Origin of the sequence: Corallococcus exiguus (assembly GCF_009909105.1) — a bacterium.
Taxonomy (GTDB): Bacteria; Myxococcota; Myxococcia; order Myxococcales; family Myxococcaceae; genus Corallococcus; species Corallococcus exiguus.
In genome coordinates this window covers 538,443-552,294 of record NZ_JAAAPK010000004.1, presented here as the reverse complement: position 1 = coordinate 552,294, position 13,852 = coordinate 538,443, and the positions used below count along the sequence as shown (strand labels likewise).

At 68.7% G+C, this 13,852-nt stretch carries 12 protein-coding genes; 4 read left to right on the top strand and 8 right to left on the bottom strand.

Annotated elements, in window-relative coordinates; all coding sequences use genetic code 11:
- Window positions 1–121 precede the first annotated feature (121 nt).
- Window positions 122–664, top strand: coding sequence for a SixA phosphatase family protein (locus GTZ93_RS18370; protein WP_120559234.1), 543 nt, complete (start codon window positions 122–124; stop codon window positions 662–664).
- A gap of 19 nt (window positions 665–683) precedes the next feature.
- Complete coding sequence (cyaY, locus tag GTZ93_RS18365) at window positions 684–1,016, top strand: iron donor protein CyaY (protein ID WP_120598242.1); 333 nt, start codon at window positions 684–686, stop codon at window positions 1,014–1,016.
- 86 nt (window positions 1,017–1,102) lie between these two features.
- Here the strand turns inward: cyaY and frr are convergent, their stop codons facing one another.
- From frr to secA, 5 genes are all read right to left on the bottom strand, one after another.
- Window positions 1,103–1,654 carry a ribosome recycling factor gene (gene frr / locus GTZ93_RS18360; RefSeq protein ID WP_120581202.1) on the bottom strand — a complete coding sequence of 184 codons (552 nt, stop codon included), beginning with the start codon at window positions 1,652–1,654 and terminating at the stop codon, window positions 1,103–1,105.
- A gap of 52 nt (window positions 1,655–1,706) precedes the next feature.
- Window positions 1,707–2,450 (bottom strand): UMP kinase, encoded by a 744-nt coding sequence (pyrH, locus tag GTZ93_RS18355; protein ID WP_120581203.1) that lies wholly within the window; start codon window positions 2,448–2,450, stop codon window positions 1,707–1,709.
- A gap of 199 nt (window positions 2,451–2,649) precedes the next feature.
- Window positions 2,650–3,303 (bottom strand): translation elongation factor Ts, encoded by a 654-nt coding sequence (gene tsf, locus GTZ93_RS18350; protein WP_120581204.1) that lies wholly within the window; start codon window positions 3,301–3,303, stop codon window positions 2,650–2,652.
- A 179-nt stretch (window positions 3,304–3,482) separates the two neighbouring features.
- A complete protein-coding gene (gene rpsB / locus GTZ93_RS18345) occupies window positions 3,483–4,445 on the bottom strand; it encodes a 30S ribosomal protein S2 (RefSeq protein WP_120581205.1) in 963 nt (320 codons plus the stop codon).
- A gap of 338 nt (window positions 4,446–4,783) precedes the next feature.
- On the bottom strand, window positions 4,784–7,606 hold the full coding sequence (gene secA / locus GTZ93_RS18340; RefSeq protein ID WP_139922947.1) for a preprotein translocase subunit SecA: 2,823 nt from the start codon (window positions 7,604–7,606) through the stop codon (window positions 4,784–4,786).
- A gap of 485 nt (window positions 7,607–8,091) precedes the next feature.
- On the opposite strand from secA, the gene rlmM reads away from it, so the two are divergent.
- Entirely contained in the window at window positions 8,092–9,117 is a 1,026-nt protein-coding gene (gene rlmM / locus GTZ93_RS18335; RefSeq protein ID WP_120580269.1) for a 23S rRNA (cytidine(2498)-2'-O)-methyltransferase RlmM, read from the top strand.
- 71 nt (window positions 9,118–9,188) lie between these two features.
- Window positions 9,189–9,893, top strand: a complete 705-nt coding sequence (locus tag GTZ93_RS18330) for a diguanylate cyclase domain-containing protein (protein WP_139923999.1) — start codon at window positions 9,189–9,191, stop codon at window positions 9,891–9,893.
- 36 nt (window positions 9,894–9,929) lie between these two features.
- Here GTZ93_RS18330 and GTZ93_RS18325 read toward each other — a convergent pair whose 3' ends face one another.
- The 3 genes from GTZ93_RS18325 to recN form a co-directional block, all read right to left on the bottom strand.
- Entirely contained in the window at window positions 9,930–10,847 is a 918-nt protein-coding gene (locus GTZ93_RS18325) for a M23 family metallopeptidase (RefSeq protein WP_120580267.1), read from the bottom strand.
- Window positions 10,848–11,072: 225 nt separating this feature from the next.
- A complete protein-coding gene (locus tag GTZ93_RS18320) occupies window positions 11,073–11,873 on the bottom strand; it encodes a Stp1/IreP family PP2C-type Ser/Thr phosphatase (RefSeq protein ID WP_120580271.1) in 801 nt (266 codons plus the stop codon).
- A 107-nt stretch (window positions 11,874–11,980) separates the two neighbouring features.
- A complete protein-coding gene (gene recN / locus GTZ93_RS18315; RefSeq protein ID WP_120580266.1) occupies window positions 11,981–13,717 on the bottom strand; it encodes a DNA repair protein RecN in 1,737 nt (578 codons plus the stop codon).
- Between the last annotated feature and the right edge of the window lie 135 nt (window positions 13,718–13,852).

The following is a 13,852-nucleotide window of genomic DNA, read 5'->3' as shown; positions in this document are numbered from 1 at the left end:
GTTCCCGAACGCCCGCAATGCGCAGGCTGTTCCGGGCACTGAACATTCGACTCATTACCTTTGACCAACCGGGCCACGGTCATGTACGAACCGCGGTCTTGTCGCGACCGGTGGAGGGACTTTGAGGATTTTCCTGGTAAGGCACGGCGATGCGGACGCAGAGATCCCCGAGGGGCTCGGCGACGAGGCGCGCGCGCTGACCGCGAAGGCCCGTACGAATGTCGCCGCGCATTTCGCGTCGCTGTCTGAGCGCATGGGGCCCATCAGCCTCATCCTCACCAGCCCGCTGGTGCGTACGGTGCAGACGGCGCAGATCCTCTCCAACTCCGTGAAGCATGAAGGCCTCCTGCGCGTGCATCGCTGCCTGCTGCCGGACATGCCGGTGGGAGCGGTGGAGCCCGTGCTCAAGGAGTACTCCGACGAGAACCTCGTCCTGGTGGGCCACCAGCCCTCCATGGGCGCGCTCGCGGCGCACCTGCTGGGGATGCAGTCCTTCCCCAAGCCGGTGAACCCGGGCACGGTCATCGCCATGGAGTGGCCGGACACGCCCACCAGCACGGAAGACCAGGTGCCCGGCGAGAAGGGGGAGAACCCCCCGGCGCAGCACCTGAAGTTCCTGTTCTACTCCGCCCCCGGCCAGCAGGTCCTCGACGTCATCCAGTGACGTCCGGGAGCGCGCGGCCATGATGGACGAAGCCCGCTACCATTCCCTCGTGGCCGCCGCGTTCAAGCGCATCCTGGCGGCCGCGGACACCTTCGACCCGGACGTGCTGGAAGCCGAAGCCACCGGTGACAAGGTGACGCTCACGGCCGCGTCCGGCGAGAAGTGCATCATCAACACCCAGCGCGCCGTCTGGCAGATCTGGGTGGCCGGCCAGGGCCAGGGCATCCACTTCAGCCACGACGATGCCTCGCGCGCCTGGAAGGACGACAAGGGCAAGGGGCTGGAGCTGTTCGCCTTCGTCTCGGACGTGGTGCGGCACCTCACCGGCGAAGCGCTCGTCTATCCAGCCTGAGGCCGTCCTGAAGGCCCGGCTGGGTTCCTGCTGAAGCCCGGAAGGAGGCCCGTGGCGACTGGCCACGGGCTTCCAGGCGTGACGACTCAAACCGTCATCACTTCCTTCTCCTTCTTGGCGACCAGGTCGTCCACCGCCTTGATGCCGGCGTCGGTCGCCTTCTGGACCTCCTCGGTGCGGCGCTTGAGGTCGTCCTCGGTGATCTTCTTGTCCTTCAGCTGAGTCTTGAGGGCCTCGTTCGCGTCGCGGCGGATGTTCCGGATGGCGACCTTGTGCTCCTCGCCCTTCTCCTTCACCTGCTTCGCGATCTTCTTGCGGGTCTCCTCGGTGAGCGGAGGAAAGGGCAGGCGGATCATCTCGCCGTCGTTCATCGGGTTGACGTCGAGGTTCGCCTCACGGAGGGCCTTCTCGATGTCCTTCAGCACGCCCTTGTCCCAGGGCTTGATGACGATGAGGCGGGGCTCCGGCGCGCTGATGCTGGCAACGCCGTTGAGCGGCGTGGGCGTCCCGTACTGGTTCACCTTGATGCCGTCCAGGATGTTGGTGTTCGCCCGGCCGGTGCGCGCCTTGGCCAGTTCCCGCTTGAGGTCTTCCACCGACTTGTCGATACGGCCCTTCAGATCCGCCGTGTCAGCCATTGTGCGTCTCCTGTGAGAAGTGGGGGTGTTGTCAGTCCCGTCCGTGGCGTCCCTAAGCCCAGACGGTCTCGGCCGCGCCGACGATGGTGCCGAACTCGCCGTGGCCCGTGACGGCGCGCTGGATGTTCCCGCGCGTGCCCAGGTCGAACACGATGATGGGCAGCTTGTTGTCCATGCACAGCGAGATGGCCGTGGAGTCCATCACGTTGAGGTTCTGCTTGAGGACGTCCATGTACGTGAGCGACCGGTAGCGCTTCGCGGTCGGGTCCTTCTTCGGGTCCGCGTTGTAGACGCCGTCCACCTTGGTGGCCTTGAGGATGACCTGCGCGTTGATTTCCATCGCGCGCAGCGACGCGGCCGTGTCGGTGGTGAAGTAGGGGTTGCCCGTGCCCGCGGCGAAGATGACCACGCGGCCCTTCTCCAGGTGCCGCACGGCGCGCCGGCGGATGTAGGGCTCGGCGATCTGCTCCATCTTGATGGCGGACTGCACGCGCGTCTTCAGCCCCTGCTTCTCCAGCGAGTCCTGCAGCGCCATGGAGTTGATGCAGGTGGCGAGCATGCCCATGTAGTCCGCGCTCGCGCGGTCCATGCCCTCCGTGGCGCCAGCGACGCCGCGGAAGATGTTGCCGCCGCCAATCACGAGGGCGATTTCCAGGCCCGTTCTGGAGAGTTCCGCGACTTCCTCCGCGATGCGCGTGAGGGTGGGCGGGTGGATGCCGTACTTCCCCTCGCCCATCAGGGCTTCGCCCGACAGTTTGAGGAGGATGCGCTTGTAGGGAGAGGTGGATTCGGACATACGCGACCGCTTCTATCCCCCGCCCCGCGCCCAGGCAACGACGGAAGTCGTGACGCGCGCCGCACCGTCCAATGCCGGGCGGACGGACATGAAGAAAACGGGGCCTGGAATACCAAGGGCCGCGTTCCCGGCGCCCTTCCCCTGTGAGGAAGAGCCCCAGGCACGCGGCCCCAGGGAGCTGCGGTGCGGCGAAAGGCGCTTAGGCCTGGCCCAGCGTCTTGGCGACCTCGGCGGCCAGGTCATCCTTCTTCTTCTCGATGCCCTCACCCACCTCGTAGCGGACGAAGCGGCGCACGGAGACCTTCTCGCCAATCTTGGCGGCGCGCTCGTTGATCATCTCGCCGACCTTCTTCTTGTCGTCCTTCACCCAGAGCTGGTCCACCAGGCAGACGCCCTCGTAGTACTTCTCCATCTTGCCCACGAGGATCTTCTCCAGCATCGCCTCGGGCTTGCCCTGCTGCTTGAGCAGCTCGCGCTGGATCTCCTTCTCCTTGTCCATCGCGTCGGTGGGGACCTCCTCGCGGCGGACGAACTTGGGGCCGGCCGCGGCGATCTGCATGGCCACTTCCTTCGCCAGGTCCTGGAAGTCCGGGTTGCGAGCGACGAAGTCCGTCTCGCAGTTGACCTCCACGATGACGCCGATGCGGCCGCCGTGGATGTAGGAGGTCACGATGCCTTCGGCGGCGACGCGGCCGGCCTTGCCCTCGGCCTTGGAGATGCCCTTCTTGCGCAGCCACTCCGCAGCCTTCTCGAAGTCGCCACCGGACTCGGCCAGCGCCTTCTTGCAGTCCATCATGCCGGCGTTGGTGCGCTCGCGGAGGTCCTTCACCATCTGGGCGGTGATCTCAGCCATGTCGTATCTCTTTCTTCATCGGCTCCGAGCCTGGCGGCGTGCGCTGGGGGCGGAGGACTGGGGTTCTGGGTACTGACGCCAAGGACGTAGAAAATGGAGACGGCCGGACAGCGGGCCTTGAGAGGTGCCGCCCGGCCGAACTCCGGAGACCGCGTTGGGAAAGCGATGAGGCCGGGCGGTTACTCCGCCGCCGGCGTGCTCTCGCCGCCAGCCTCGGGCGCCTGCTCCGTGGTGGCCGCGGTGGCCTTCATCTCCACGACGGGGCCGCGGCGCTCACCGCCACGGTCACCGCCGCCACGGCGGTCGTCACGGTCGCGGCGGTCGCCACGGCGCGGGCCACGGCGGTCGTCACGGCGGTCATCACGGCCCTCGCGCTCCTCCTGCTCGTCGCGCTCGGCGGCGCCGGACGCACGGTAGCGAGCCGCACCCTCGAGGCACGCGTCGGCGATCTTGGACGTGAAGAGCTTGATGGAGCGGATGGCGTCGTCGTTGCCCGGGATGACGAAGTCGATGCCGTCCGGATCGCAGTTGGTGTCCACCAGACCAATCACCGGGATGCCCAGGCGGGTGGCCTCGTGGATGGCGATGTGCTCCTTCTTCGGGTCGATGACGAAGACGCAGCGGGGCAGCTTCGCCATGTCCTTCACGCCGCCCAGGTTCTTCTCCAGCTTCTCGCGCTCACGGTCGAGCTGGGCGACTTCCTTCTTGGGCAGGCGCTCGAAGGTGCCGTCCTCGGCCATCTTCTCCAGCGTCTTCAGGCGGTCGATGCCCTGCTTGATGGTCTTGAAGTTCGTCAGCGTGCCACCCAGCCAGCGGCTGGTGACGTGGAACTGACCGCCGCGGGCGGCCTCCTCCTGGATGACGTCCTGCGCCTGCTTCTTGGTGCCGACGAAGAGCACCGACCCGCCGCGCGCCGTGATGTCCGCCACGAAGCGGAAGGCCGCGCGGGCCATGGTCACGGTCTTCTGCAGGTCGATGATGTAGATGCCGTTACGGGCACCGAAGATGTAGGGCTTCATCTTCGGGTTCCAGCGCTTGGTCTGGTGGCCGAAGTGAACGCCGGCCTCGAGGAGCTGGCGCATCGTGATGCCGCTGGCAGCGGCCATCGCCTGGGCCTGCGTCTGCGTATCCTGCTGATCCATGGTGCGAGTACCTCTTCCGGTTGTTCCGCCACGCGCGTTGAGACCGCTGCCAGTCCTGGCCCTTCCACCGTGGAGGGGCACCGGGGACCGGTGACACGCGTGTGAGTAGTGGGTGCTGCTGACTGCCTCGGGCGGTGAAGCCCGGCCCCTACATAACAGGGCGCGGCGTCCTTAGCAGAACGCTCAAGAGGGGCGCAAGCTTCGGCACACCCTCCGTCCGACTCCTACCTCCCCGAGGCCGCTCCCCTCCCCTCCAGGAAGGCGACCGGCGCGGCCCCGCTCCCCTTTCCAGGGAGGGCGACCGCGCCGGAGGGCGCTTCCATCAGGTGTTCAGCGGCCTACGGGTTCGCTTCGTTGGCGCCGTGGCACTTCTTGTACTTACGGCCGCTGCCGCAGGGGCAGGGCTCGTTGCGGCCCACGGGCTTGGGGCCGGCGGCGGCTTCGCGCTGGGCGACCGGGGTGGCGGTGGCCTCCTCGATCTTCCCCTCGGCGTCCGCGCGGCCCTCCACGGCCTTCTTCTGCTGCTGGGCCAGCTGGCGCTGGATGCGGGCGGTCTCCTCCGCGGCGCTGGAGGCGGAGCGGGCCTGGACACGCATCATCTGGCTGACGAACTGCGTCTTGATGGCGTCCAGCATCTGCATGAAGCCCGTGTAGCCTTCCTTCTTGTACTCCTGCTTCGGGTCCTTCTGGCCGTAGCCGCGCAGGCCGATGCCCTGGCGCAGGTGGTCCATGGCCAGCAGGTGGTCCTTCCACAGCTGGTCGATGGTGGCCAGGTACCGGTACTGCAGGAAGCGCATGAAGTCTTCGCCGAACTCCTGCTCGCGGGCGGTGAAGACCTTCTCCGCCGCCGCGTAGATCTGCTCCTGGAGCTCGTCGCGGTTGCCGACGCCCTCGAAGCCCATCTCCAGGTTGAGCGACTCCTTCACGGAGTTGGCCAGCGAGGCGATGTCCCAGGTGTCGGAGCTGCGCGTGGGGGCGTAGGTGTCCGTCATGGACACGACGACGTCCTCCACGGCATCCAGCACCATCTCCCGGAAGTCCGCCCAGGAGATGACGCGCTCGGAGCGCGTCTTCACGCGCGTCTTCACGTCCTCCTCGTACTCCACGAGCGGAATGCCCGCGCCCGACGCGAGCACCTGACGGCGCAGCTTGTAGATGGTGCGCCGCTGCTGGTTCATCACGTCGTCGTACTCGAGCAGGTTCTTGCGGATGTCGAAGTTGTGGCCTTCGACCCGCTTCTGCGCGCCCTCGATGGCGCGAGAGAGCCAGATGTGCTCGATGACCTCGCCCTCCTCCATGCCCAGGCGCTCCATCAGCATCTGGATGCGCTCCGACCCGAAGATGCGCATCAGGTCGTCTTCCAGGGACAGGAAGAAGCGGCTGGCGCCCGGGTCACCCTGGCGGCCGGCGCGGCCGCGCAGCTGGTTGTCCACGCGGCGGGACTCGTGGCGCTCCGTGCCGATGATGAAGAGGCCGCCGGCGGCCATGACCTCTTCACGCTCGCGCTTGGTGAGCTGCTCGTTGTTCGCCTTCGTCTCCTCGAAGCGCTTCTCGTAGTCCGCCAGCGCCGCCTGGTAGGCGGTGAGGTCCGGGGGCTGCCCGTCCACGGACTCCGGCGGCTCCGGCGGCGCGCCCATCTCGCTCTTGGTCATGACCTCCGCGTTGCCGCCGAGGAGGATGTCCGTGCCGCGGCCGGCCATGTTGGTGGAGATGGTGACCGCGCCCTTGCGGCCCGCCTGCGCGACGATGTCCGCCTCGCGCTGGTGCGCCTTGGCGTTGAGGACGTTGTGGGCCACGCCGCGCTTCTTGAGGAAGTTGGACACCACCTCGCTCTTGGCGATGGACACCGTGCCCACGAGCACCGGCTGGCCGGCCTTGTTCAGCTCTTCAATCTGGGCGGCGACGGCCTCGAACTTCTCGCGCTCCGTCTTGTAGACCACGTCCTGTTCGTCGCGGCGCTGCGCGTTGCGGTTCGTCGGGATGACGCGCACGTCCAGGTTGTAGATCTTCGCGAACTCTTCGGCTTCCGTGTCCGCGGTGCCCGTCATGCCGGACAGCTTGGAGTACATGCGGAAGTAGTTCTGGAACGAGACCGTGGCGAGCGTCTGGTTCTCGTTCTCAATCTTCACGCCCTCCTTGGCCTCGATGGCCTGGTGGAGGCCGTCGGACCAGCGGCGGCCCGGCATGAGGCGGCCGGTGAACTCGTCGACGATCTGCACCTCGCCGTCCTTCACCACGTAGTCCTTGTCGCGCTTGTAGAGCGTGTGCGCGCGCAGGGCCTGCTCGACGTGGTGGAGGGTCTCGATTTCGCCCGGGTCGTAGAGGTTGCCGACGCTGAGGCGCTTCTGGAGCTTGTCGATGCCGTCGTCGGTGAGGGCCACCGAGCGGTGCTTCTCGTCCAGGGTGTAGTCCTGGTCCGGCACGAGGCCCGGGATGACCTGGTCCACCCGGTAGTACTTGTCGGTGCTGTCCTCGGTGGGGCCGGAGATGATGAGCGGCGTGCGGGCCTCGTCGATGAGGATGGAGTCCACCTCGTCGACGATGGCGTAGTTCAGCTCGCGCTGGACGTAGTCCTGCAGACGGAACTTCATGTTGTCGCGCAGGTAGTCGAAGCCGAACTCGTTGTTCTGGCCGTACGTGATGTCCGAGCGGTACGCGTCCTGGCGCTGCTTGTCGGACAGCTCGTGGAGCACGCAGCCCGTCGACATGCCCAGGAACTTGTAGACGCGGCCCATCCACTCCGCGTCGCGGCGGGCCAGGTAGTCGTTCACGGTGACGACGTGCACGCCGCGGCCAGACAGGGCGTTGAGGTAGGAGGGCAGCGTCGCGGTGAGCGTCTTGCCTTCACCGGTGCGCATCTCCGCGATGCAGCCCTCGTGCAGGAACATGCCGCCGATGAGCTGCACGTCGTAGTGGCGCTGGCCGATGACCCGGCTCGCCGCCTCACGGGTGAGGGCGAAGGCCTCGAAGAGCAGGTCGTCGAGCGGCTTGCCGTTCGCGATCTCCTGCTTCATCCGGGCGGTTTCGCGCGCGAAGTCCTCGTTCTGGAGGGCCTTCATGCGGCCTTCCAGTTCGTTGATGCGGGCGACCTTCAGGCGGGCTTTCTTGAGCTCGCGCTCATTCTTGGTCCCGATGAGCTTCTTTAGCGTCCATTCAATCATGTTGGCTCTCTCGCCGGAGGATCCTCGAAGGAGCGCGGCGAGTGAAGGGAATTCCCAGGAGATGTAAGGGAGAACCAGACCAAAACCACGCGCGCCCCCCGAAACTTCCTCTCGGCTGGCCGCCCGGCGCGCGGTGGCCCAGAGTAAAGCGGAACCGAGTCCACGCAATGTCCCCTAAGCAGATTCACCGTCCCCGCGCCGCGAAGAGTTCTTCCGGCCGCTCCTCCCCGGGCCCCCGCCGACCAGGCGCCCCCTCCCGACCCGGCAAGGCTTCACGCTCGGGCCCCCCCTCTCAAGGCAAGCCCGGCCAGAAGCCCGGCCCCCGTCCAGGAGGCAAGCCGGGCCCCAAGTCCGGCGGCAAGCCAGGCCCCAAGTCCGGCGGCAAGCCCGCCCCCACGCCCCGTGCCGGTGGCCCCGGACGCTCCGCCCCGGCTCCCATCGCCTCGCCCGCGCCGCGCATCCCACCTCGGGCGCGCGTGCCGTCCATGCCCGCACAGACGCTGGCGGCCCAACCGGGCCGGTGGCTGTGGACCTGCCGGGAGGGCTTCGAGTCGCACCTGTTCGAGGAGCTGACCTGGGCTGGAGCAGGTCCCCGCCTCCTGGGGCCGGCCCTGGTGGAGTCCGAGCAGCGGCCTGAAGTCCCCCCCGCCTTTGGCCGGGCGGTGGAGCGGGTCGTCGCCACCTGGGCGCCCCCGGGTGGAGGACAGGTGCCGGTGGAGGAGCTCGTGGCTGCGATGTCCGGGCTGCCCTCGCGCGTGCCCTGGCTCCTGCGGGCCTACACGCCGGACAGCGCGAAGGGCAACACGCAGGCGGGCCGTGCCGAGGCGCTGGAAGCCACGGTCCGCGCGGCGCTCCCCTCGGGGCGCGTGCTGGAGGACGACGGACGGGCGCGCGAGGCGGGGGCCCTGCTGGTGGGCCTGTGCGTCGCGCCGGACGGGGTGCTGACCCTGGGCGCGGTGAGCGCCCGTGAGGCCCTGTCGCTCGCGCCGGGCGGGCGGCGGCGGATGAAGCGTGCGGGCGAGTCCCCTTCCCGCGCGGCGATGAAGCTGGAGGAGGCGCTGGACGGGCTGGCGCACGAGCCCGGGCGCGGCGACGTCTGCGTGGACCTGGGCGCGGCGCCGGGCGGCTGGACGCAGCGGCTGGTGGCGCGAGGGGCGCGGGTGGTGGCGGTGGACCCGGCGAAGCTGATGCCGGAGCTGGCGAAGAACCCGCGCGTCCAGCACGTGCAGGAGAGCGCCTTCGCCTACGCCCCGGAGGAGTCCGCGGACTGGCTCTTCTGCGACATGGCGTGGCGGCCCCTGGAGGTGGCGCAGCTGCTGGCCAAGTGGGGCCGGCGCCGCTGGGCGCGCAACCTGGTGGCCAACATCAAGCTGCCCATGAAGGACAAGAACCCGCTGCTCCTGCGGGTGCGCCAGACGCTCGTGGACGACGGGGGCTGGGAGGGCCTCACCGTCCGCCAGCTCTACCATGACCGGGATGAGGTGACGGTCACGGCGCGTCGCATGCGCTGAGGGCGACGGAGCGGGCGCGGGGAGAAGCTTTCCTGCGCCCGGGGCGGGTCCGCGCTACACACGCGGACACGATGCCCTACGCACTCGACGACGCCACCGCCACCGCCCTCGTCGCCCTCCACCCCCGGGCCGCGCGCCCGGGGCACGCCCAGGAGGCGCCGCAGGCCGCCGCCCAGGAGCTCATCGCCGCCGAGCAGCGCCGGCGAGGCCAACCGGACGCCACCGGGGCCCTGCACGTGCTGGCGCTCACCCAGGGCACGCTCCTCAAGGAGGAGTTCGACCTGTCCACGCACGCGCACCACGACGGCTGGCGCGTGGGCGCGCTGATGGTGGACGTGAAGGAGATGATCCACTTCAACGCGCGCTTCGGCTTCCCCGCCGGGGACGCGCTGCTCAAGGCCGTCGTGGCGTCGCTGGCCGCGCAGTACCCGGGCGCGCGCATCGTGCGCTTCCAGCCGGACGGCTTCGCGGTGCTGCTCGTGCCCACGTCCCAGCTCACCGTGCGCGAGGACAGCGCGGAGACGACTCGCGCGAAGCTGGCGGAGGACCTGCGCCCCGCGCTGCCTCCGGGAGCCTCCGACACCGACGTGCCGGGCTTCACCGTGGCGCTGCTGGAGCTGACGGTGCACCAGCCGTCACACTGGCAGGTGCTGGGGCCGCTCCTGTGGGCAGAGGTGGAGCGGGCCTACATCATGGAGCGAACCGGGCGGACTCACGGCCTGCAGCGGCGGCGCCTGCGCCTGGATGCGTTCCTTCCGGAGCCGGAAGGAACCTGAGGCGCGTCCCCGAGCTACTCGGCTCCTACTCGTCTCCTACTCTTCAAGGATGAACTTGCGCGGGTTCTGCGGCACGCCGTTCACGCGCACCTCGTAGTGCAGGTGCGGTCCGGTGGAGCGGCCGGTGTTGCCCACGTTCGCGATGGCCGAGCCGCGCTTCACCCGGTCGCCGGCCTTCACGAGAATCTTGGACAGGTGGCCGTAGCGCGTCTTGATGCCGTAGCCGTGGTCGATGACGAGCACGTTGCCGTACCCGCCCTCCAGGCCCGCGAACACCACCGTGCCGTCCGACGGCGCGGAGACTTCCTTGCCGTGCGGCGCCGCGATGTCCAGGCCCGCGTGCGTCACGCGGTCCGCCGTGTACGGGTCCAGGCGCTGACCGAAATCGCTGGTCACCCAGCCGCGCGCCGGCCACACCGACGGCGTGGAGGCGAGCAGCGACTTCTGGTCCTGGAAGTAGGCCTGCAGGTCCTGGAGGCTCAGCTCCTGGCGGGTGGCCTCCGCGGAGAGCCGGTCCAGCCGGCCCAGCAGCACCTTCGGGGTGTCCGTGGTGGTCAGCTGGGTGAACTGCGTGTCCGTCGTGGGCGCCGTGGTGCCGGCCTCAGGCTCCGTGGGGCCCATGGCCAGGTTGCGCTGCGGGTCCGACAGCAACGTCACCGCGCGCAGCTTCTGGTCGAAACGCTCCACGCGGTCCAGCGTCGAACCGATGTGCTCGATGCGCTCACGCACCGACTTCAGCTGGGAACGCAGCGTGAGGTTCTCCTCACGCAGGATGCGGTTCTCCGACGCGTCCGCCGCCACCTGGAGGTAGTGGATGCTCGCACCGGCGCCCAGTCCCGCCACCAGCATCAGGCCCATGCCCACCTGCACCAGCCAGGAGCGCTGGATGGTGTAGCGCTTCACCGGAGCGTCGTGGTCCGGGATGACCATCAGCGTGAAGGACTTTTTGGCCACGGACCACTCCTGGGGAAACTCTTTCGCAACGTGGGACTTCCGGCGCCAGAAGCTAAGTCGCTCCCCGCGCTCGCAACACCTCCCCCACCCGCCGCCCCTCCCGCACCGTCACCCACTGGCGATTCTCAGTAAGTGGAAAGGTTGGGGCAGCTATCATCCGCATTTGAAGAGTGTCAAGGTCAACAGACTCCAGGGCGCGCCCCAATCGCGCCCCGAGTCCGGGCCCTACCCGCCCTGCATGCGCACGACGATGACGCTGATGTTGTCGTCGCCGCCGCGGTCGTTGGCCAGGTCGATGAGGTGCTTGGGCACTTCATCCAGGTTCGCGTGGCGCGCGACGGCGTCGTGGATCTCCCGGTCCTCCAGCATGTTGGCGAGGCCGTCCGAGCAGAGCAGGAACACGTCACCGGGCTCGGAGACGAGCCCCATGACATCCACCTGGACCTCCTCCTCGAAGCCAACGGAGCGGGTGATGATGTTCTTGTACCGGGAGTGCTTGGCCTCTTCCGGTGTGATCATCCCCGCTTTGATCTGCTCGTTGACCAGCGAGTGGTCCTCGGAGATCTGCTGAATGAGGTCCCCGCGGATGAGGTACGCGCGACTGTCGCCCACGTGGGCGAAGAAGGCGTGCTCGTCGCGGACCACCAGGGAGATGACTGTCGTGCCCATGCCGGACAGGCGCGCGTCATCCTGGGCGGTGAGGTAGATGGCCTGACAGGCCTTCTCCACCGCGCCCCGGAGCGCTTCCGGAATGGGCGAATCCTGGAGGTTGGGAACGCTGACGAAGGGGTTTTCCCGCCCTTCACGCGCGCGCCTCAGCTCTTTGTCGATGGTCTCGACGGCGATGCGCGACGCGGTACCACCACCCGCGTGCCCACCCATGCCGTCCGCCACGACGTAGAGCTGGAGCTCATCGTCAATGAGGAAGCTGTCCTCGTTGTGATTGCGCTTGCGCCCGACGTCCGTCAGGCCAGCGGAGATGACTTTATGGCGGGGGGCCGCGGTCTGCCCTGCGGTGCTGGACACGCGCCGGATGCTATGTGAGCCCATAAGTGGGGGCAAGGACGCGGACGAAAACTCCCGGTGCGTCATGCCCCTCCCCCTGGGTCACCCCTACCTTGTAGGCCCCCATTTCAGGCCGTCCGGCGCAGCCGACCCCGGGGGCTGTTGCCTTCCGGACCCGACTCCCGGCGCGCGCGGGGCGTGGCCCGGTGGGCCGAACGCACCAGCGCTTCCGCCGCGCCCAGCGCCTCGCGAGTCACCTCCACGCCCGACATCATGCGGGCCAGTTCCTGGGTGCGCTCGGCGCCGGCCGAGAGCGAAAGCACCTGGGACACGGTGCGCTCGCCCTTCACGCTCTTGCGGATGAGCAGGTGCGCGTCCGCGTAGGCCGCCACCTGGGGAAGGTGCGTGATGCACAGCACCTGACGGTGGGAGCTGACCTCGCGAATCATCCGGCCCACCACGTCCGCGATGGCGCCGCTGACGCCCGCGTCCGCCTCATCCAGGATGTAGCAGCCGCACGCGTCACTGTCCGCCAGTGCACGTTTGAGCGCGAGCAGCAGCCGGCTCGCCTCACCACCCGAGGCCACCTTGGCCAGGGGCCGCGCCGGCTCACCCGGGTTGGCGCTGAAGAAGAACTCCACTTCATCCATGCCGTCCGGACGCAGCGACTCCCCGGCGGTGACGCGCACCTCGAAGGCGGCCTTGCCCATGGCCAGTCCGCCCAGGCCCTCGCGCACCTGCTGGGAGAAGGCCCCGGCGGAGGCCTTGCGCGCGCGGGACAGCGTCAGCGCCGCCTTGCGCGCCCGCTCCTCCACGCGTTTGCGCTCCTGGTTCAGCTCCTCCAGGATTTCGCGCCGGTTCTCCAGCGTGCCCAGCTCCGTCTCCAGCTCGCCGCGCTTCTTGAGGACGCCGTCCAGCGTCGCGCCGTGCTTGCGGCACAGCCGCTTGAGCGCGTCCAGCCGCTCCTCCACCTCGCCCAGCCGCCCGGGGTCGGACTCCAGCCCCTCCACGTAGCGGTTGAGCAGGCGCGCGGCCTCCTCCAGCTCCGACAGCGCCGTGCTGAGCGACTGAGCCACCGGCGCGAGCGTCGCGTCGCACTTGACGCCCTCGTGCACGAGCCCCAGCGCGCGCCCGACAATCTCCACCGCGGACGGCGCCTCGCCCGACACCAGCAACTCCGCCTCCGCGCCCTGACGCTTGAGCTTCTGGGCGCTGCCCAGCCGCCGGCGCTCCGCGTCCAGCTTCACGTCCTCGCCGGTTTCCGGGTCCAGGCGCGTGATTTCGTCCAGTTGGAAGCGAAGGAACTCCGCGCGCTCGCGCACCTTGGCGTCGTCTCCGCCCAGCGCGTCCATGCGGCCATCCACTTCGCGCAGGTTCGCCCACTCGCGGCCGTACGCGGCCAGCGCTTCCTCCAGGCGACCGTACTTGTCGAGCAGCACCCGGTGCAGCCCGGAGTCGAAGAGGCTCACGTGCTCATGCTGGCCGGCGATGTCCACCGCGCCCCGGGTGAGCTTCCCCAGCACGCCCAGCGTCACCAGCGCGCCGTTGACGTAGACCTTTCCGCGCCCGGTGCGCCCGAGCACGCGGCGCACGAGCACCTCCTCTCCCAGGTCCGGGAGGCCCAGTTCCTCCAGGCGCGCGGCCAGCACCGGTGTCCGGGCGAATACGCCCTCCACCGCCGCGTCCTCGCAGCCCGCACGGATGACGTCCGCATCCGCCCTGCCCCCGAGCAGAAGGCCCAGCGCGTCCACCAGAATGGACTTGCCGGCACCCGTCTCACCCGTGAGGACGGTGAGGCCCGCGCCAAACGCGACCTCCACCTCCTCAATCACCGCTACGTTCGAAATCCGAAGACCCAGCAGCACTCGCGCCCTCCGCGATCCGTACGACGCCCCAACACCTGAACACCCTAGCAGGTCTTGATGACACTGCACAGGTGTTCGGGTCGGGTGGATGGCGGGAGGGCGAGTGGGAGGGCGTGGCATGTTGGCGCCACAACC